The organism is Variovorax paradoxus NBRC 15149 (assembly GCF_001591365.1).
GTDB lineage: Bacteria > Pseudomonadota > Gammaproteobacteria > Burkholderiales > Burkholderiaceae_C > Variovorax > Variovorax paradoxus.
The window spans coordinates 1,386,123-1,403,921 of record NZ_BCUT01000001.1 but is presented as its reverse complement, the minus strand read 5'-3'; the positions used below and the strand labels follow the sequence as shown (position 1 = coordinate 1,403,921).

Annotated in this window: 18 protein-coding genes; 11 read left to right on the top strand and 7 right to left on the bottom strand. The window is 67.4% G+C overall.

Going from position 1 to position 17,799, the window contains the following annotated elements:
* Positions 1-5: 5 nt before the first annotated feature.
* Complete coding sequence (gene paaI / locus VPA02S_RS06680) at positions 6-449, bottom strand: hydroxyphenylacetyl-CoA thioesterase PaaI (RefSeq protein ID WP_012746386.1); 444 nt, start codon at positions 447-449, stop codon at positions 6-8.
* Between the two features lie 363 nt (positions 450-812).
* The gene (locus VPA02S_RS06675) at positions 813-1,616 is read right to left on the bottom strand and encodes an enoyl-CoA hydratase-related protein (RefSeq protein ID WP_012746387.1); all 804 of its coding nucleotides are present in this window, start codon (positions 1,614-1,616) and stop codon (positions 813-815) included.
* A gap of 127 nt (positions 1,617-1,743) precedes the next feature.
* On the opposite strand from VPA02S_RS06675, the gene VPA02S_RS06670 reads away from it, so the two are divergent.
* Positions 1,744-2,346, top strand: coding sequence for a phenylacetic acid degradation protein PaaY (locus tag VPA02S_RS06670; protein ID WP_012746388.1), 603 nt, complete (start codon positions 1,744-1,746; stop codon positions 2,344-2,346).
* Between the two features lie 64 nt (positions 2,347-2,410).
* A complete protein-coding gene (locus VPA02S_RS06665; protein WP_012746389.1) occupies positions 2,411-3,046 on the top strand; it encodes a TetR/AcrR family transcriptional regulator in 636 nt (211 codons plus the stop codon).
* Here the strand turns inward: VPA02S_RS06665 and VPA02S_RS06660 are convergent.
* The 4 genes from VPA02S_RS06660 to VPA02S_RS06645 form a co-directional block, all read right to left on the bottom strand.
* Entirely contained in the window at positions 3,030-4,067 is a 1,038-nt protein-coding gene (locus VPA02S_RS06660) for a VWA domain-containing protein (RefSeq protein WP_012746390.1), read from the bottom strand. The genes VPA02S_RS06665 and VPA02S_RS06660 overlap by 17 nt on opposite strands.
* Complete coding sequence (locus tag VPA02S_RS06655; RefSeq protein WP_012746391.1) at positions 4,064-5,053, bottom strand: DUF58 domain-containing protein; 990 nt, start codon at positions 5,051-5,053, stop codon at positions 4,064-4,066. The genes VPA02S_RS06660 and VPA02S_RS06655 overlap by 4 nt, the downstream gene beginning before the upstream one ends.
* 108 nt (positions 5,054-5,161) lie before the next feature.
* A complete protein-coding gene (locus tag VPA02S_RS06650; RefSeq protein WP_012746392.1) occupies positions 5,162-6,175 on the bottom strand; it encodes an AAA family ATPase in 1,014 nt (337 codons plus the stop codon).
* A 50-nt stretch (positions 6,176-6,225) separates the two neighbouring features.
* Positions 6,226-7,218 (bottom strand): S1C family serine protease, encoded by a 993-nt coding sequence (locus VPA02S_RS06645; RefSeq protein ID WP_012746393.1) that lies wholly within the window; start codon positions 7,216-7,218, stop codon positions 6,226-6,228.
* Positions 7,219-7,309: 91 nt separating this feature from the next.
* Here VPA02S_RS06645 and VPA02S_RS06640 point away from each other — a divergent pair, with 91 nt between their 5' ends.
* The 7 genes from VPA02S_RS06640 to VPA02S_RS06610 all read left to right on the top strand — a co-directional run bounded on the left by VPA02S_RS06640 (position 7,310) and on the right by VPA02S_RS06610 (position 14,021).
* Positions 7,310-8,170 carry a TatD family hydrolase gene (locus VPA02S_RS06640; protein ID WP_062362993.1) on the top strand — a complete coding sequence of 287 codons (861 nt, stop codon included), beginning with the start codon at positions 7,310-7,312 and terminating at the stop codon, positions 8,168-8,170.
* 130 nt (positions 8,171-8,300) lie between these two features.
* Positions 8,301-8,717 carry a hypothetical protein gene (locus VPA02S_RS06635; protein ID WP_018906470.1) on the top strand — a complete coding sequence of 139 codons (417 nt, stop codon included), beginning with the start codon at positions 8,301-8,303 and terminating at the stop codon, positions 8,715-8,717.
* A 78-nt stretch (positions 8,718-8,795) separates the two neighbouring features.
* On the top strand, positions 8,796-9,323 hold the full coding sequence (locus VPA02S_RS06630) for a DNA-deoxyinosine glycosylase (protein ID WP_012746396.1): 528 nt from the start codon (positions 8,796-8,798) through the stop codon (positions 9,321-9,323).
* Positions 9,323-10,105 (top strand): spermine/spermidine synthase domain-containing protein, encoded by a 783-nt coding sequence (locus VPA02S_RS06625; protein WP_012746397.1) that lies wholly within the window; start codon positions 9,323-9,325, stop codon positions 10,103-10,105. Before VPA02S_RS06630 ends, VPA02S_RS06625 begins: the two co-directional genes overlap by 1 nt.
* A complete protein-coding gene (gene tfpB / locus VPA02S_RS06620; RefSeq protein WP_012746398.1) occupies positions 10,102-11,889 on the top strand; it encodes a type IV pilus assembly ATPase TfpB in 1,788 nt (595 codons plus the stop codon). The genes VPA02S_RS06625 and tfpB overlap by 4 nt, the downstream gene beginning before the upstream one ends.
* Positions 11,890-12,005: 116 nt before the next feature.
* Positions 12,006-12,494, top strand: a complete 489-nt coding sequence (locus VPA02S_RS06615) for a tripartite tricarboxylate transporter TctB family protein (RefSeq protein WP_012746399.1) — start codon at positions 12,006-12,008, stop codon at positions 12,492-12,494.
* Positions 12,495-12,509: 15 nt separating this feature from the next.
* On the top strand, positions 12,510-14,021 hold the full coding sequence (locus tag VPA02S_RS06610; protein ID WP_012746400.1) for a tripartite tricarboxylate transporter permease: 1,512 nt from the start codon (positions 12,510-12,512) through the stop codon (positions 14,019-14,021).
* A gap of 137 nt (positions 14,022-14,158) precedes the next feature.
* Here VPA02S_RS06610 and VPA02S_RS06605 read toward each other — a convergent pair whose 3' ends face one another.
* Complete coding sequence (locus tag VPA02S_RS06605) at positions 14,159-15,085, bottom strand: LysR family transcriptional regulator (RefSeq protein WP_012746401.1); 927 nt, start codon at positions 15,083-15,085, stop codon at positions 14,159-14,161.
* 97 nt (positions 15,086-15,182) lie between these two features.
* On the opposite strand from VPA02S_RS06605, the gene VPA02S_RS06600 reads away from it, so the two are divergent.
* Together VPA02S_RS06600 and VPA02S_RS06595 are read left to right on the top strand one after the other, a co-directional pair.
* Positions 15,183-16,157 carry a Bug family tripartite tricarboxylate transporter substrate binding protein gene (locus VPA02S_RS06600; protein WP_062362990.1) on the top strand — a complete coding sequence of 325 codons (975 nt, stop codon included), beginning with the start codon at positions 15,183-15,185 and terminating at the stop codon, positions 16,155-16,157.
* A 14-nt stretch (positions 16,158-16,171) separates the two neighbouring features.
* Positions 16,172-17,785 (top strand): gamma-glutamyltransferase family protein, encoded by a 1,614-nt coding sequence (locus VPA02S_RS06595; RefSeq protein WP_062362987.1) that lies wholly within the window; start codon positions 16,172-16,174, stop codon positions 17,783-17,785.
* Positions 17,786-17,799: the final 14 nt, after the last annotated feature.

Genomic DNA, 17,799 nt, shown 5'->3' with positions numbered 1-17,799 from the left:
TCTCCTCAGGCGGCAACGGCGGGGCGGCCCTTGGCGGTGTAGGAACGGCCGCGGAACATGGCGACGCGCTCGCCGCGCTGGTTGGTGATCTCGGTGTCGTACACGCCGGTGCGGCCGGCCTTCGACACTTCGAAGCAGCGTGCGGTGAGCACGTCGCCTTCGCGTGCCGGTGCGATGAAGTCGATCGAGAAGCCCGAGGCCACCGTGAGCTCGTTGTACGAGTTGCAGGCGAAGGCAAAGGTGGAATCAGCCAGCGTGGCCATGAAGCCGCCGTGGCAGATGGCGTGGCCATTGAGCATGTCGGTGCGCACGCGCATCTCGAGGGTGGCCTGGCCAGGGCCGACCTCGACGATGCGCATGCCGAGGCCCTTGGAGGCGTTGTCGTTCGCGAACATGCCGTCGCGGACGTACTCGGCGGTTTGCTGGGGGGTGCGGGTGGTGTCGGTCATTCTTGGGTTCCGCTTGTGCCGGGCTTTGTCTCCGGGGCTTCGGGGCGCTGTTGTTCGGGGCGCGTGCACAGGCCACCGGGTACTCCCCTCCGCGAATGTCCCCCGGCTTCGCCTCCTCCTTTATTTCGCTGCGGGGAGCACCCGATGCCCTGTGCACGATGGGCGCTGCCGTGGTGCTGGCCGATCAACGACTGCTCCGCATAACGCTTCCGCTGATGGGGTGCCTTGCGCAGCGAAATCAAGGGGGAGGCCGCAGGCCGGAGGACATTCGCGGAGCAAGGTACCCCGTCGGCGGGAGCGCGCCCCGAACGGCAGCGCCCTGAATGACCCTCGCCGCGATGAATAGAAAAACAAGGCTTCATCTCAGCGGTCCTTGAACACTGGCGCGCGCTTGGCGCGGAAGGCCTCGACGCCCTCGCGGTAGTCGCCACCATTGCCCATCTCGCGTTGGATGCGCGCTTCTTCGGCCAGCGCTGCATCGAGGTCCAGGCCCTGTGCCGCCGCCATGGCCTGGCGCGTGGCGACCAGGGCGCGGGTCGGCATGGTGGCCAGCTTCGAGGCGAGCGCGGCGGCCGTTTCGGGCAGTGCCGCGTCGTCCACGCACTGCCAGATCAGGCCGATGCGCGCGGCCTCCTCGGCCGGCAGCTTGTCGCCCAGCATCGCCATGCCCAGCGCGCGCGCCGAGCCCACGAGCCGCGGCAGCAGCCAGGTGCCGCCGGTGTCGGGCACGAGGCCGATCCTGGTGAAGGCCTGGATGAAGCTGGCCGAGCGGCCGGCCACGACAAGGTCGCAGCACAGCGCGATGTTGGCGCCCGCGCCGGCGGCCACGCCGTTGACGGCGGCGACCACGGGCACCGGCATCGAGCGCAGGCGCGCGACGAGCGGGGCGTAGTAAGCGGAGATGACGTGGCCCAGGTCCTTGGGCGCGGCACCGGGCGCGGGGTCGGGCGCGACCGAGGGATCGGCCAGGTCCTGCCCGGCGCAGAAGGCGCGGCCCGCACCCGTGAGCAGCAGGCAGCGCACCTGCGGATCGCCGGCCGCAAGGTCCAGCGCCGCCATCAGTTCGCCATGCATTTCGGTCGTGAAGCTGTTGAGCGCCGCGGGGCGATTGAGGCTCAGCGTGCGAACGGCACCGGCATCGCTGGTGAGAACTAAAGGTTCTGGCATGGGCTTGTCTCTGATCCTTAAACACTATTGACCGACCGTCCGGTAGATTTTAAGATCGAGCTCGATGCCAGCACAAGCGGGTGGCTTCAGGGCAAACCCTGAGCCCGCAACAAAGGAGACCGATCGAATGCCCAGCTACTCCATCGACGGCGTGATTCCCGTCGTCGACCCGACGGCTTATGTGCACCCCAGCGCCGTGCTGATCGGCGACGTGATCGTCGGGCCCGGCTGCTATGTCGGCCCCTGCGCCAGCCTGCGCGGCGATTTCGGCCGCATCGTGCTGCAGGAGGGCTCCAACGTGCAGGACCACTGCTGCATCCACGGTTTTCCGGACCAGGACACGGTGGTCGAGGTCAACGGCCACATCGGCCACGGCGCGATCCTGCACAGCTGCATCGTGCGGCGCGATGCGCTGGTGGGCATGAATGCGGTGGTGATGGACGAGGCCGAGATCGGCGAGCAGGCCATCGTGGCGGCCTGCGCCTTCGTGCCGGCCGGCATGAAGGTGCCGGCGCGCTCGCTGGTGGCGGGCATTCCGGCCAAGGTGAAGAAGATGCTGAGCGAGGAAGAAATCGCCTGGAAGCTCGAAGGCACGCAGACCTACCAGGCGCTCACCGTGCGCAGCCTGGCCAGCCTGCGCGAGGTCGCGCCGCTGCAGCAGACGGAACCCGGCCGCCCGCGCCTGCCCGCCACCGAGGTGCGCTCGCTGATCGCGACGCGGCGCGGCTAGCTTCGTGCAAGATCGCGGGTTGCCCGCAACAACTGCCAATCAATCAAGGAAGAAAGAAGACCCGATGCCGCGTGGAAGATCCGCCACCTATGACGACCAGCGCGAGTTCATCCTTGCGCAGGCCGCCCAGCTGTTCGCGCGCCGCGGCTATCCCGCCACCTCGATGAACCAGGTGGCCGAGGCCTGCAATCTCTCGAAGGCCACGCTCTACCACTACTACAAGGACAAGAGCAGCCTCCTGATCAGCATCGCCGAGACGCATGTGTCCAAGCTCGCCGCGCTGGTGGCCGAGGAAGAGGCCTCGACTCACACTGACGAGGAGCGCCTGCGCCGCTTCATCTACCGCATCGTCGAGGAATACGCCGGCGCACAGGACGCCCACCGCGTGCTGACCGACGACGTGCGCTTTCTGGAAGAAGAAGACCGCGAGCGCGTGCTGAACCAGGAGCGCGAAGTGGTGGCGGGGTTTGCGCGTGCCGTGTCGGCCTTGCGGCCGGGCGCGCCGAGCGACGACCTCGCCAAGCCGCTGACCATGCTGCTGTTCGGCATGATCAACTGGATGTTCACCTGGATGAAGCCCGGCGGCCGGCTCGACCATGCGTCCATTGCGCCGATCGTGGCCGACCTGTTCCTGGGCGGCATCGGCGCGGTGAAGTCGCCGCCAGCACCCCAGCTGGATTCCGTCAAAGAATCCGGTTGAACCAGAGCAGTGAGAGCCCCGCCGACGCCAGCGTGAGGATGGCTGCGCCCAGCGCAAAGAGCGCCGAGATCTCGGTTTCCTTCTTCTCGACCGTGAGCCGCGAGCTCAGCGTTTCGTAGACCTTCTTCAGGTCGGCGGCGGTGCCGGCGTAGAAGTATTCGGCCTGCGTCTTGTTGGCCACGGCCTTGAGCGTTTCCTCGTCGAGCCGCACGCGCATCGACCAGCCCTCGAAGCCGATGGTCTCGCCATCGACCGTGCCCACGCCCACCGTGTAGATGCGCACGCCGCGGTCGGCTGCGGCCTTGGCGGCATCGAGCGGATCGACGCCGGTGGTGCGCTGGCCGTCGGTCAGCATGATGACGGCGGCCGAGGTGTAGGAGCCCGGCGCCACCGGTGTGAACTCCTTGGCCTGCTTTTCCGCCTGGTCGATCGGCGTGCCGCGCTGGCGGCTGGGCGCGCTGAATTGCGAGACGTCGATGCCTGCATCGGGGAACAAGGTGGCGAGCGACACCACGATCGCATTGCCCGTGGCGGTGGCGCGCTGCAGCTGGAAGCTGTCGATCGCGGTGATCAGGTCGTCGTGGTTGGTGGTGGGCAGCTGCGCCACCTGCGCGCTGCCCGCGAAGGCCACGATGCCCACCTTGACATGGCGCGGCAGGTCCTTGATGAAGCTCTTGGCCGCCTCTTGCGCCGCGACCAGCCGGTTGGGCAGCACGTCGGCCGCGCGCATGCTGCCCGACACGTCCATCGCCAGGATGATGGTCTGCTGGTTCGACGGCAGCATCACCACCGCCATCGGGCGCGCGGCGGCCACCAGCATCGCGGCCATGGCCAGCAGGAACAGGAACGGCGGAATGTGCCGGCGCACGCTCTGGCCGGCGCCCATGGCCTCGCGCACGATCGACAGGCTCGCATAGCGCATCGCGAGCTTCTTCTTGCGGCGGATCAGCCAGATGTAGAGCAACACCAGCAGCGGCAGGGCCGCCAGCAACCAGAGGAATTGAGGCCAGAGAAATGTCATGCTGCCACCGCCTTCATGCTGCCCGGGCCGATGCGCATGCGGCGCTTGCGCAGGTCGGCGAAACGAACGATGGCTTCCACCAGGTCGTCGCTGGTCGAAAGCTCCAGTGCGTCGACACCCGCTTTCGATAGCGAGGCGCGCAGCGTGGCCTCGCGCTCGGCGGCCAGCCGCGCGAAGCGCTTGCGGAAGCCGGCGTCGTGCGTGTCGACCCAGAGCTGCTCGCCGGTTTCCGCGTCGCGCAGCGGCACCAGGCCGAGGTCGGGCAGCTCGAGTTCGAGCGGGTCGAACAGGCGCACGGCAATGACTTCATGCCGCTGCACCAGCTGGCCGAGCGGGCGTTCCCAGCCGGGCTCGCTCAGGAAGTCGGACACCACGAACACGGTGGAGCGGCGCGGCATCAGCGTGGCGGCCGATTTCAGCAGGTCGGCCAGGCGCGTCATGCCTTTTTGCGCGGGCGCGGCCTCGGCCTTGCCGGCGCGGCGCTCCATCGCATGCAGCAGGTGCAGCACGTGGCGGCGGCCGCTGCGCGGCGGAATCACCGCCTCGAGGTCGGTGCCGTAGACCAGTGCGCCCACCCGGTTGCCGTGGCGCGTGAGCAGGCGCGCGAGCACGCCGACGAAGCCGGCGGAGATTTCGCGCTTGGCCTTGAGGCCGGAGCCGAAGTCGACCGAGCGGCTCAGGTCGAGCACGAACCAGGCCGCCATCTCGCGGTCTTCGGTGAAGACGCGCACATGCGGCGTCTGCAGGCGGGCGGTGACGTTCCAGTCGATGTGGCGCACGTCGTCGTGGTGCTGGTATTCGCGCAGGTCGGCCAGGTCGAGCCCGGTGCCGCGCATCAGCGTGCGGTAGTCGCCCTGCAGCAGGCCATCGAGGCGGCGGATCACGGTCCATTCGAGCCGGCGCAGCGCGCGTTCCGTTCCACCGGCCTCGGCGATGAGCCGTTCGTCGTTCGCGGCCGCAGGGGCCTTACGCCACCAGCTTTTCATAGGAAGCCGGGGAACACCGCGGAACCGGCTTTGCCGGGCCGCCGGTGTTGCCCCCTTGAGGGGGGAGTCGAGCTACACGAAGTGAGCGAGGGACGGGGGTGGGTCATTTCAGGCCACCAGCTTTTCATGTTCGAGCGGTTTGGGAGGAGCGGGAACGGCCTTCATGATCTTCTCGACCAGGCCGTCGGGTGTGAGGCCTTCGGACAAGCCTTCGTAGGAAAGCGTCACGCGGTGGCGCAGCACGTCGGGCACCAGCGCGGTCATGTCCTCGGGCAGGGCGTAGCTGCGGCCGCGCAGCAGCGCGAGTGCGCGTGCGCCTTCGGTCAGGCTGATGCTCGCGCGCGGGCTCGCGCCGAAGGTGATGAAGCGGCGCATGTCCTTCAGGCCGTGCTTGTCGGGCGTGCGCGTGGCCGACACCAGCTTGACCGCGTACTGGATGAGCGAGGGATCGACGTACACGCGCCGCGCCTCGGCCTGCAGGGTGGCGAGCTGCTCGGTGGTCGCCACCGGATTGACCTCGACCAGCGAGCCGATCACGCGCTGGACGATGACGAACTCTTCCTCGTCGCTCGGGTAGTCGACCAGCACCTTCATCATGAAGCGGTCGACCTGCGCCTCGGGCAGCGGATAGGTACCCTCGGTTTCGATGGGGTTCTGCGTGGCCATCACCAGGAAGGGGCGCGGCACCTTGTGCGTCTCGCCGGCAATGGTGACCTGGCGCTCCTGCATCACTTCGAGCAGCGCGCTCTGCACCTTGGCCGGCGCGCGGTTGATTTCGTCGGCCAGAAGCAGGTTGGCGAACACCGGGCCCAGCGAGGTGCTGAACTCGCCGGTCTTCTGGTTGTAGATGCGCGTGCCCACCAGGTCGGCCGGCACGAGGTCGGGCGTGAACTGGATGCGCTTGAACTGTCCGCGCACGGTGTCGGCCAGCGTCTTGATGGTGAGCGTCTTCGCAAGGCCCGGCACGCCCTCGACCAGCAGGTGCCCGCCCGCGAGCATGGCCACCATCACGCGCTCCAGGAAGCGGTCCTGGCCCACCACCACGCGCTTGACCTCGTAGAGGATCTGCTCCATCAGCTCGGCCGTGGCGGGAGAGGTGGAAAAGGGGTTCTCTGTGCTCATGCGGGGCCTCTCGGTAAACAACAATCGAAAGCGTCGGGGGATGTTCCTGGCTAGAACGGCGGCGAGCCCGCAGCCGAGGCCGCGTTCTCTATGGGCACCGCAAAGCCGATGCCGATGAAGGTGCGCTGCTGCGTGGGGTTGAGGATGGCGGTGACGATGCCCAGCACCTCGCCGTCCATGTTGATCAGCGGGCCGCCCGAGTTGCCGGGGTTGGCTGCGGCGTCGAACTGGATCAGGTTGCCCAGTTCCTGCTTGCCTTCGGGCGAGCGGAACGAGCGCTTCAGGCCCGACACCACGCCGGCCGACACCGAGGGGCCGATGCCGAACGGAAAGCCGACCGCGGCCACCTGGTCGCCGGGCTGCAGGTCTGCGGTCGAGCGCATGACGGCGGGAATCAGGTCGTCGGGGATCTTCTGGGCCTGCAGCACCGCGAGGTCGTTCTCGGGCTGCACGCCGGTGATGGTGGCCACGGCCTCGAGTCCGTCGGAGAAGGTGACCTTGATGGTCTCGGCGCCGGCCACGACGTGCAGGTTGGTGAGGATCACGCCCTTGTCGACGATGACCACCCCGGTGCCCACGCCGCGCTCGACCTCGCCCGGAGGCGCATCGGCTTCGGGCGGCTTGCCCTTGGCCATGTTGCGGCCGCGCTTCTGGGTCTTGGCCTCGGGCGTGGCCTTCTCGGGGCCGTAGCCGACCACCCGCACCACCGAGGGCCGCACGATCTCGGCGGCCTTTGCGGCGGGCGAGGGCAGCGTGTGGGTCTGCAGCGTGCGCAGCACGGCCGAATCGATGTCTTTCTGCGTCAGCGCCTTGCCCTGCCGGGGCCACCAGGTGGCGCCGCCTGCAACCAGCGCGGCGCACAGCACGAGCAGGAATGCGAAGCTGCGCCGGCCCGGCTGCCAGCCGGCCTTCGCGTGCGGCGGGGGTGGCGCGCCATTGCCTGCTGCGCCCTCGGGCGACGGCACGGCAGCCTCTTGGGCCGCGGAATCGGCCGCTTGAGGCAGCGTGCGGGGCGAACGGCTGTAGAAAGCGGGCCTGCGCATCGGGGCACCTCCGGCAAGGGATGACGGGTCAGTAGGGAGTCACAGTAGCACGCTTTCTTCTGCCTTGCATCCCTTCGGGCATCATCTGGCCATGGCTGTTTTTGTCGATACCCACTGCCACCTCGATGCGCCCGAATTCGGTGCGGAAATGCCGCTCGTGCGTGCACGGGCCGCCGAAAGGGGCGTGGTGCTGTGCGTCATTCCCGCGGTGGCGGTCTTCAACTTTGCGACCGTGCGCGAGCTCGCGCGGGTGCAGGGCGACGCCTATGCGCTGGGCATCCACCCGCTGTGCACCGGCAATGCAGAGGAGGCCGACCTGGAGGCACTCGATGCCGAGCTTGCCGCGCACCGCGGCGATCCGCGGCTGGTTGCGGTCGGCGAGATCGGCCTCGACTACTTCGTGGAAGGGCTGGACAGCGACAAGCAACAGCACTTCTTTCACACTCAGTTGCAACTCGCGCGCAAATACGATCTGCCGGTGCTCATCCACGTGCGCCGCTCGGTCGACAAGGTGCTCAAGCACCTGCGGCAGACCGCGGCCGGCCGGCCGTGGCAGGGCATTGCCCATGCGTTCAACGGCAGCGAGCAGCAGGCCGCGTCCTGCATCGGGATCGGCCTGAAGCTGGGCTTCGGCGGCGCCGTGACCTTCGACCGCGCATTGCAGCTGCGGCGGCTGGCGGCCACGCTGCCGCTCGAATCGATGGTGATGGAAACCGATGCACCCGACATCCAGCCGCATTGGCTCTACCGCACCCAGGCGCAGCGCGCGGCCGGCGAAGCGCAGGGCCGCAACGAGCCAGGCGAGCTGCCGCGCATCGCCGAAGTGGTGGCGCGGCTGCGCGGCATCGGCATCAATGAACTGGCCGAAGCCACCACCCGCAATGCGCTCGCGGCGCTGCCGCGGCTCGAAGGCCTCCTGTCCTTGTCGGAAGGCCGGCCGCACACCGCGTAGGCCGACATCCCGTCTTGCGATGGCGCAACGAAGCCTGCGGGTTTGCTGTCATCCTCGGTGCTCGAAGCGGCGTTTCTTGTCCAGTGGCAAGTTCGTCACTCCAGCATCTCATCCCAAAAGGAGCTTTCGCATGAACACATCTTTCATCCGCACCGTGCCTGTCGTGCTCGCCCTCGCGCTGGCCTCCATCGGCGTGTCCGCCGTGGCCCAGACCACCGCCGCTCCGGCCACCGCAGCGCCGGCGCCAGCCACCGCGGAGCCCAGCACCACCGAGAAGGTGAAGGAAGCCGGCAAGGACGCGGTCGATGCCACCAAGCGCACGACCAAGAAGGCCGTGAACGCCACCGAGCGCGGCACCAAGAAGGCCTGGAACGCGACCAAGCGCACCACCAAGAAGGCCACCAATGCCACCAAGAGCGTGGCTGCCAAGACCGGCGACGCCGTTGAAACCGCCGGCCACAAGACGGCCGACGGCATGCGCAGCGCCGGCAAGGCGATCGGCGAGAAGGTGCCCGGCACCGCCGAGAACGAAGCCGCCAAGAAGTAATCGGAATTCGCCTTTAGAAAAACCCGCTTCGGCGGGTTTTTTCATGGGCGGGCGACAGTGCCAAGATAGAGCCTGTCCATGAACCCACCCAACGCATCCGACACCGGCAGCCCCGTGCTCACGGGCCTGGCCCCCATCGTCTCTCCCGCCACCGTCGTACTGATCCTGGGCAGCTTCCCGGGCGTGCGCTCGCTCGAACTGCAGCAGTACTATGCGCATCCGCAAAATCAGTTCTGGAAAATCTTGCAAGCCGTTTGGCCCCACCATCCGCTCCCCATGGGCGCAGACAGCTATCCCGAGAAGAAAAAGTGGCTGCTCGAGCGCGGCCTGGGCGTGTGGGACGTGTACGCGGCCTGCGAGCGCGAGGGCAGCCTCGACTCCGCCATCCGCGCGCCCGTGGCCAACGACATCGCGGGCCTGCACCTGCCCCGGCTCGCGGCCATTGCGCACAACGGCGGCGAGAGCTTCAAGCATGCGCGCCACACGCGCACCCTCGGGGTGCCGGTCTACCAGCTGCCTTCCACCAGCCCCGCCAACGCGTCGTGGAGCTTCGAGCGCAAGCTCGAAGCCTGGCGCAAGGTCTTCGACGCCCACCACCTTCTTTGATGGCCACGAGCAAAACTCCCGTTCTCCCCGAAGTCAACTTTTCCGATTGGGGCGACATCCGCTACCTGCACCTGGGCACCGAATGGGTCCAGGGCTCGATGAAGCTCGACGCGCCGTTCGAGATCGAGCTCGAATACGTGCAGCGCATGATGGCCTGGCTGCTGTTCGCCGACCCCAAGAGCGTGGCCAGCCGCCATGCCATGCAGCTGGGCCTCGGCGCGGCCACGCTCACCAAGTTCTGCCGCAAGACGCTGCGCATGCGCACCACCGCGGTGGAACTGAATCCGCAGGTGGTGTCGGCCTGCCGCGGCTGGTTCAAGCTGCCGGCCGACGACCCGAAGCTGCGCGTGGTCATTGCCGATGCCGCGCAGGAGATCCGCAAGCCCGAATGGCAGGGCACGGTCGATGCGCTGCAGGTCGACCTCTACGACCATGAAGCCGCCGCGCCGGTGCTCGACAGCGAAGACTTCTACGCCGACTGCCGCGCGCTGCTCACCGAGGACGGCTGCATGACGGTCAATCTCTTCGGCCGCTCGTCGAGCTACGAGCGCAGCCTCGAGAAAATCGCCGGTGCATTCGGCGCCGATGCGGTCTGGGCCTTCAAGCCGACGCGCGAAGGCAACACGGTGGTGCTGGCGCAGCGCGCACCCAGCCGGCCCAAGCGCGAAGCCCTTGCCGAGCGCGCCCAAACGATCCAGACTCGATGGGCCCTGCCCGCGCCCAAATGGCTGCGCGTGTTCAAACCGCTGAATCCCACCCTCACCCGACCGTCCGGCCCATGAGCGCTGTTTCCGCCCCCGCATCCCTGGCCGCCCGCCACGAAGGCCCGCTCGACCTGCGCCGCCTGATCGAATGGCTCGCCGCCGACGGCGTGATTTCTCCGGTGGAAGCCAAGCGCACCATCGCGCGCTGCGCCCAGGCCGAGAGCCGGCAGGCGCCGCTGGTGCGGCTGGCCAACGTGGCCATGACGCGCGAGAGCGACGGCAAGCCGCTCGACCTCGAAATGCTCACGCAGTGGCTCTCCGGCCGCGCCGGGCTTGCCTACCTGCGCATCGATCCGCTCAAGGTCGACGTGGGCAAGGTCGCCGACACCATGAGCGCGGCCTACGCCGAGCGCCACAAGGTGCTGCCGGTGCAGGTGCTGCCCAACGAGGTGGTGGTGGCCACGGCCGAACCCTTCCTGACCGACTGGATCGCCGAGGTGGAACGCCAGTCGCGCCGCACCGTGCGCCGCGTGGTGGCCAACCCCACCGACATCCAGCGCTACACGGCCGAGTTCTTTGCGCTCGCCAAGTCGGTGCGCGCCGCGCAGAAGGCCGGCGGCAACACCGGCGGCGCGAGCTTCGAGCAGCTGGTGGAGCTGGGCAAGAGCACCAAGCAGCTCGACGCCAACGACCAGAGCGTGGTGCAGGTGGTCGACTGGCTCTGGCAATACGCCTTCGACCAGCGCGCGAGCGACATCCACCTGGAGCCGCGGCGCGAGCAGGGCGTGATCCGCTTTCGCATCGACGGCATCCTGCACCCGGCCTACCAGATGCCCATGGGCGTGATGAACGCGATGGTGTCGCGCATCAAGCTGCTGGGCCGCATGGACGTGGTCGAGAAGCGCCGCCCGCTCGATGGCCGCATCAAGACGCGCAACATGCGCGGCGACGAAGTCGAAATGCGCCTTTCCACCCTGCCGACCGCCTTCGGCGAGAAGATGGTGATGCGCATCTTCGACCCCGACACCGCGGTGAAGGACCTCGACGCGCTCGGCTTCGCGCAGCACGACGCGCAGCGCTGGGAACAGCTCGTCACGCGGCCCAATGGCATCATCCTGGTGACCGGGCCCACGGGCTCGGGCAAGACCACCACGCTGTACTCCACGCTCAAGCGCGTGGCCACCGAAGAGGTCAACGTGAGCACGGTGGAAGACCCGATCGAGATGATCGAGCCTTCGTTCAACCAGACGCAGGTGCAGCCGCAGCTCGATTTCGGTTTTACCGAAGGCCTGCGCGCGCTGATGCGGCAGGACCCGGACATCATCATGGTCGGCGAGATCCGCGACCTTGCCACGGCCGAGATGGCGGTGCAGGCCGCGCTCACCGGCCACCTGGTGTTCAGCACGCTGCACACCAACGACGCGCCAAGCGCCATCACGCGGCTGATGGAACTCGGCGTGCCTTCCTACCTCATCAACGCCGTGATGCTCGGCGTGCTGGCCCAGCGGCTGGTGCGCACGCTGTGCCCCAACTGCAAGCAGCCCGACGACACGGTCACGCGCGAGAAGCTCGAGACCATCGTCAAGCCCTGGCAGATCACCGGTTCGGTGCGCGCCTACAAGCCCGTGGGCTGCGTCGACTGCCGCATGACCGGCTACATGGGCCGCATGGGCCTGTACGAGCTGCTGAGCATCAGCGAGGACTTCAAGGCCCAGGTCACCAAGGAGCCCAACCTGGCCGGGCTGCGCCGCCAGGCCGTGATCGACGGCATGCGCCCGCTGCGCCTGGCCGGGGCGCTGCGCATCGCCGAAGGCGTCACCACCATCGAGGAAGTGCTGAGCGCGACGCCGCCGCTGGAGTGAAGCAGCGGCCGGGCCCCCGGGGTTATCCCTAGGCTTTCGGTTAGTGGAATCCACATCGAGCTGACCACCAGCTGACCAGACAATCTCGCATCGAAATTTGTTCGAGGAGACTGTTCGTGAAAATCAAGAGTCAGAAAGACTTTTTCTCGGGTCTGATGTTTACGGTCGTGGGCGTGGCGTTCGCATGGGGCGCCACCACCTACAGCGTAGGCAGCGGCGCCCGCATGGGGCCGGGTTATTTCCCGTTGATGCTGGGCATCCTGATGGCCGTCATCGGCCTGGGGATCATGTTCAGCGGCCTGACCGTCGAAACCACCGACGGCGAAAAGATCGGCAAGTGGGCCTGGAAGCAGGTCGTGTTCATCCTGGGCGCCAATCTCGCGTTCGGCATCCTGCTGGGCGGCCTGCCGAGCCTCGGCGTGCCGGCCATGGGAATGATCATCGCCATCTACGCGCTCGTGATCATCTCGAGCCTGGCGGGCCATGAGTTCAAGCTTCCCAGCGTGCTGATCCTGGCCACCGTGCTGGCCGTCGGCAGCTATGTCGCCTTCATCTGGGCGCTGAAGCTGCAGATCCAGGTCTGGCCGACCTTCATCACCGGTTGAGAAGAAAGCGCGCAAATGGAATTGTTTGAACACCTCTCGATGGGTTTTGGCGTTGCCTTTACCTTCACCAACCTGCTGTACTGCCTGGTCGGCTGCATCCTGGGCACCCTGATCGGCGTGCTGCCGGGCATCGGCCCGGTCGCGACCATCGCGATGCTGCTGCCCGCCACCTACGCGCTGCCGCCCGTGTCGGCGCTGATCATGCTGGCCGGCATCTACTACGGCGCGCAGTACGGCGGCTCGACCACCGCCATCCTCGTGAACCTGCCGGGCGAATCTTCGTCGGTGGTGACCGTGATCGACGGCTACCAGATGGCGCGCAAGGGCCGTGCGGGTCCGGCGCTGGCCGCGGCGGGCCTGGGCTCGTTCTTCGCGGGCTGCGTCGGCACGCTGATCCTGGCGGCCTTTGCGCCGCCGCTGACCGAGCTGGCCTTCAAGTTCGGCCCGGCCGAGTACTTCTCGCTGATGATCCTGGGCCTGATCGGCGCCGTGGTGCTGGCTTCGGGCTCGCTGCTCAAGGCCATCGCGATGATCGTTCTGGGCCTCTTGCTGGGCCTGGTCGGCACCGACGTGAATTCGGGCGTGGCGCGCTACAGCTTCGACGTTCCGGAACTGACCGACGGCATCGGCTTCGTGGCCATTGCCATGGGTGTGTTCGGCTACGGCGAAATCATTGCCAACCTTTCGCGCCCCGACGACGAGCGCGAAGTGTTCACCGCCAAGGTCTCGGGCCTGTTCCCGACCAAGGAAGACTTCAAGCGGATGATTCCCGCGGTGCTGCGCGGCACGGCGCTGGGCTCTTCGCTCGGCATCCTGCCCGGCGGCGGTGCGCTGCTGTCGGCTTTCGCGGCCTACACCATCGAGAAGAAGACCAAGCTGCATCCCGGCGAAGTGCCGTTCGGCAAGGGCAACATCCGCGGCGTGGCAGCTCCCGAGGCGGCCAACAACGCCGGTGCGCAGACCTCCTTCATCCCGCTGCTCACGCTGGGCATTCCGCCCAACGCGGTGATGGCGCTGATGGTGGGCGCAATGACGATCCACAACATCCAGCCCGGCCCGCAGGTGATGACCAGCAACCCCGAGCTGTTCTGGGGCCTGATCGCCTCGATGTGGCTGGGCAACGCGATGCTGATCATCCTGAACCTGCCGCTGATCGGCATGTGGATCAAGCTGCTGTCGGTGCCCTACAAGTTCCTGTTCCCGGCGATCGTGCTGTTCTGCGCCATCGGCGTGTACTCCACGAACAACAACACCTGGGACATCTGGATGGTCGGCATCTTCGGCTTCGTGGGCTACACCTTCTTCAAGCTGGGTTGCGAGCCTGCGCCGCTGCTGCTGGGCTTCATCCTCGGACCGATGATGGAAGAAAACCTGCGCCGCTCGCTGCTGCTGTCGCGCGGCGACTGGAGCGTGTTCGTCACGCGTCCGATCTCGCTCGGCCTGCTGCTTGCCGCTTTGCTGCTGCTCGTGATCGTGCTGCTGCCGGCGGTCAAGGCGAAGCGCGAAGAAGCCTTCGTCGAGGACTGAACGGCCCACCCCCGTCCCTCGCTCACTTCGTGTAGCTCGACTCCCCCCTCAAGGGGGCAACACCAGCGGCCCGGCATAGCCGGTTCCGCGGTGTTCCACGAAAAATACGGCGGCGCCTTCGGGCGCCGTTTTCTTTTTCAGGGCCTGGCAGCCCTTGGTGGTTTCATGTGCTGTCGTGCCATGGTGAGAAAAGCCATGGCCGCGGGATTGAGCGGATGCTTGGCCAGGCGGATGGCGACGACCGGGTATTCGAGCGCCGGGCGCGTGACAGCCACGGCGCGCAGGTTGCCGGGCATCAGCACCTCCACATAGCGCGGCAGGAGCGCCACACCCGCGCCCGCCTGGATCAGGCCGAAGGCCGTCGAGAGCATCGACACATGGTGGACCACGCGCGGATACACATTCGCCATGCTCGACAGCTGGCGGCTCACGGCGCGCCACACGTTGGCGTCGGGATTCACGTGGATGAAGGGCAGCGCCTCGAGCTGCCGGGCATCGACCACCACGCGCTGGGCCAGCGGATGGTCGTCGCGTACGAAGAGGGCCATGCGCTCGGTGAACAGCGGCTCGGTCGCCAGCTCCGAGTGCTTCTGGCCGATGTCCGAGCCGAAGCCCAGGTCGGCCTCCTGCGAGAGGATGCGCGAGATCATCTGCTCCGCGGTGCTGTCCAGCAGCGTGGTGGCCAGCGTGGGGTGCTTCTGCGAGAAGCGGCCGAGCATCGGCGGCAGCAGGGCGCCCGCCGTGAGGTGTCCCACGGCCAGCACCACGCGTCCTTCGCGCAGCTGCGACTGCGAGCGGCAGGCGTCCACCGATTCATCGATCATCCGCAGCGCCCGCACGGCGGTCTCGACCATCACTTGGCCCGCGCTCGTGAACTGGATACGGCGGCCGCGCACGATGAGCGGCTGTCCGAGCTGCTCTTCCATGCGCTTGACCAGGTGGCTGATGGCCGGCTGCGTCAGCTGCAGGCTTTCCGCTGCCAATGTGAAGCTGCCCGATTCGGCGACCGCCGCCAGCGCCCGCAGCTGCTGCAGCGAGACTTCCTCCGTGGCGTTCTTCGTCATAAGCAGCGCTCATAGTTGAATAAGCTGGATTATCTGGCTTGATGTGCGGCGGCTGCATAGCATGCGAGCTTTTCTCCACCGGGCCAGAATCAGCACCATGAAAAGAATCCAGTTCCTCCAAGCGGCCGCGGCGGCGCTTTGCGTGGCTGCATCGACGGCCAGCGTGGCCCAGGGCTATCCGAACAAGCCGGTGCGGCTGATCGTGCCGTTCCCGGCGGCCGGCGCAACCGACCTCTTCGCCCGCACGCTCGGGCAGAAGATGAGCGAAAAGCTCGGCACCCCGCTGATCATCGACAACAAGCCGGGCGCGGGCGGCGCCATCGGCTCCGACATGGCCGCGAAGGCGCCGGCCGACGGCTACACGCTGCTGCTGGCCACCACCAGCACCCACTCCATCGGGCCGGCCATCACCAGCAAGCTGCCCTATGACACGGTGCGCGACTTCACGCCCATCGCGCACGTGGGCGATGCGCCGAGCATCATGCTGGTGCCGGTCAACTCGCCCGCAAAGACCGTGCGCGAATGGATTGACCACGCAAAGAAGAACCCCGGCAAGCTCAACTACGCGTCCAGCGGCAACGGCACCATCGTGCAGCTCACTGCGGAGCTCTTCAAGGCGCAGGCCGGCGTGTTCGTGACCCACATTCCCTACAAGGGCACCGCGCTGGCCATTCCCGACCTGATCAGCGGCAAGGTCGACGTGCTGTTCGACTCGCTTCCCACCGGCATGCCGCACGTGCGCGACGGCCGGCTGCGCGCGCTGGGCGTCACCACGCTCAAGCGCAGCCCGCTGGCACCCGAACTGCCGCCGATCGCCGACACGCTGCCGGGCTTCGAGTCGAACACCTGGTTCGGCTTCTACGGTCCCAAGGGCCTGCCGGCGGACATCGTGGCGCGCGTCAACAAGGCCGCGAACGAGGCGCTGGCCGATCCCGAGGTGAAGGAAAAACTGTCGCGCCTGGGCATCGAGCCTGCCGCCGCCGGAACGCCCGAGCAGTTCGCCAAAATGGTGGCGGCCGATGCCGCCAAGTGGAAAAAGATCGTGGTCGAGCGCAAGATCACCAACGAATAAGCGAGCACATTCCCATGAATTTCGACTTCAGCAATCCCTACCTCTCCACCCGCATTCCGATCTTCGCGCGCAACGTGGTGTCGACCTCGCACCCGCTCGCCTCGCAGGCGGGGCTGCGCATGCTGCAGCAGGGCGGCAATGCCGTCGATGCGGCCATTGCCACCGCGGCCGTGATGACGCTGGTCGAGCCCGTGAGCAACGGCCTGGGCAGCGACGCCTTCTGCATCCTGTGGGACGGCAAGGAACTGCACGGCCTCAACGCCTCGGGCCCTGCGCCCAAGGCCTGGACGCCCGACTACTTCAAGGCCAAGTACGGCGCCGACGCCGCCACGCCGCCGATGCGCGGCATTGATTCGGTCACCGTGCCGGGCGCGGTGCGCGGCTGGGTGGCGCTCAGCGAGCGCTTCGGCAAGCTGCCTTTCGCCGACCTGCTGGCACCGGCCATCGACATCGCCGAGCGCGGCTACCTGGTGCCGCCGGTGGTGCAGCAGAAGTGGGCCGCGGCCACGCCGGTGCTGGCATCGGTGGCGGGCTTCGCGCAGACCTTCATGCCCTGGGGCCGCGCACCCGAAGTGGGCGAGCTGTTCCGCTTCACGGCCGCCGCGCGCGCGCTCAAGGCCATTTCCCGCACCAAGGGCGAGGCCTACTACAGCGGCGAGATTGCCGAGGCGCTTGCCAGGTTCTCGAAGGAGCAGGGCGGCTCGCTCACGGTGGCCGACCTCTCGGCCTACCAGCCCGAATGGGTCAAGCCGATCTCGCGCGACTACCGCGGCCACACGCTGCACGAGATTCCGCCCAACGGGCAGGGCATTGCGGCGCTGATCGCGCTCGGCATCTTGGAAAAGTTCGACATCGCCTCGCTGCCGGTCGACTCGGTCGCTTCGCAGCACCTGCAGATCGAGGCGATGAAGCTCGCCTTCGCCGACGTCTACCGCTATGTGTCGGAGCCATCGTCGATGACGGTGACACCCGCGCAAATGCTCGATGACTCCTACCTCGCATCGCGTGCGAGACTCATCGACGTGAAAAAGGCACAGGACTTCAAGGCCGGCAACCCCGTCAAGGGCGGCACCATCTACCTCACGGCGGCCGACGAGAGCGGCATGATGGTGAGCTTCATCCAGAGCAACTACATGGGCTTCGGCTCGGGCTGCGTGGAGCCCGAGTTCGGCATCAGCCTGCAGAACCGCGGCCATGGCTTCAGCCTCAAGGCCGAGAGCCCGAACGTCGTGGCGCCGGGCAAGCGGCCGTTCCACACCATCATCCCGGCCTTCCTTACCAAGGACGGCCAGCCGGTGATGAGCTTCGGGGTGATGGGCGGCAACATGCAGCCGCAAGGCCACATGCAGACGCTGGTGCGCATGCTCGACTACAAGCAGAACCCGCAGGCCGCCTGCGACGCGCCGCGCTGGCGCTTCAACGCGGGGCTCGAGATCAACGTCGAGGCCGCAATGGACTCGGCCACGGTGCAGGGCCTGCGCGAGCTCGGCCATCACCTGGACGTGATCGACGACTCCTACCAGGACTTCGGCGCCGGCCAGTTCATCTGGCGCGCGGGCGATCCGTCGGTCGAAGGCTACGTGGCCGCCAGCGATCCGCGCCGCGATGGCCTTGCGGCAGGCTTTTGACGGCTACGCGATGA

Excerpts from the sequence above, each read along its gene's own strand:
- VPA02S_RS06650 (WP_012746392.1), bottom strand. The coding sequence starts at position 6,175 with ATGAGCACAGAGAACCCCTTTTCCACCTCTCCCGCCACGGCCGAGCTG.
- VPA02S_RS06630 (WP_012746396.1), top strand. The coding sequence starts at position 8,796 with ATGAACCCACCCAACGCATCCGACACCGGCAGCCCCGTGCTCACGGGC.
- paaI (WP_012746386.1), bottom strand. The coding sequence starts at position 449 with ATGACCGACACCACCCGCACCCCCCAGCAAACCGCCGAGTACGTCCGC.
- VPA02S_RS06595 (WP_062362987.1), top strand. The coding sequence starts at position 16,172 with ATGAATTTCGACTTCAGCAATCCCTACCTCTCCACCCGCATTCCGATC.
- VPA02S_RS06655 (WP_012746391.1), bottom strand. The coding sequence starts at position 5,053 with ATGAAAAGCTGGTGGCGTAAGGCCCCTGCGGCCGCGAACGACGAACGG.
- VPA02S_RS06600 (WP_062362990.1), top strand. The coding sequence starts at position 15,183 with ATGAAAAGAATCCAGTTCCTCCAAGCGGCCGCGGCGGCGCTTTGCGTG.
- VPA02S_RS06625 (WP_012746397.1), top strand. The coding sequence starts at position 9,323 with ATGGCCACGAGCAAAACTCCCGTTCTCCCCGAAGTCAACTTTTCCGAT.
- VPA02S_RS06610 (WP_012746400.1), top strand. The coding sequence starts at position 12,510 with ATGGAATTGTTTGAACACCTCTCGATGGGTTTTGGCGTTGCCTTTACC.
- VPA02S_RS06665 (WP_012746389.1), top strand. The coding sequence starts at position 2,411 with ATGCCGCGTGGAAGATCCGCCACCTATGACGACCAGCGCGAGTTCATC.
- VPA02S_RS06635 (WP_018906470.1), top strand. The coding sequence starts at position 8,301 with ATGAACACATCTTTCATCCGCACCGTGCCTGTCGTGCTCGCCCTCGCG.
- VPA02S_RS06670 (WP_012746388.1), top strand. The coding sequence starts at position 1,744 with ATGCCCAGCTACTCCATCGACGGCGTGATTCCCGTCGTCGACCCGACG.
- VPA02S_RS06605 (WP_012746401.1), bottom strand. The coding sequence starts at position 15,085 with ATGACGAAGAACGCCACGGAGGAAGTCTCGCTGCAGCAGCTGCGGGCG.
- tfpB (WP_012746398.1), top strand. The coding sequence starts at position 10,102 with ATGAGCGCTGTTTCCGCCCCCGCATCCCTGGCCGCCCGCCACGAAGGC.
- VPA02S_RS06645 (WP_012746393.1), bottom strand. The coding sequence starts at position 7,218 with ATGCGCAGGCCCGCTTTCTACAGCCGTTCGCCCCGCACGCTGCCTCAA.
- VPA02S_RS06660 (WP_012746390.1), bottom strand. The coding sequence starts at position 4,067 with ATGACATTTCTCTGGCCTCAATTCCTCTGGTTGCTGGCGGCCCTGCCG.
- VPA02S_RS06675 (WP_012746387.1), bottom strand. The coding sequence starts at position 1,616 with ATGCCAGAACCTTTAGTTCTCACCAGCGATGCCGGTGCCGTTCGCACG.
- VPA02S_RS06640 (WP_062362993.1), top strand. The coding sequence starts at position 7,310 with ATGGCTGTTTTTGTCGATACCCACTGCCACCTCGATGCGCCCGAATTC.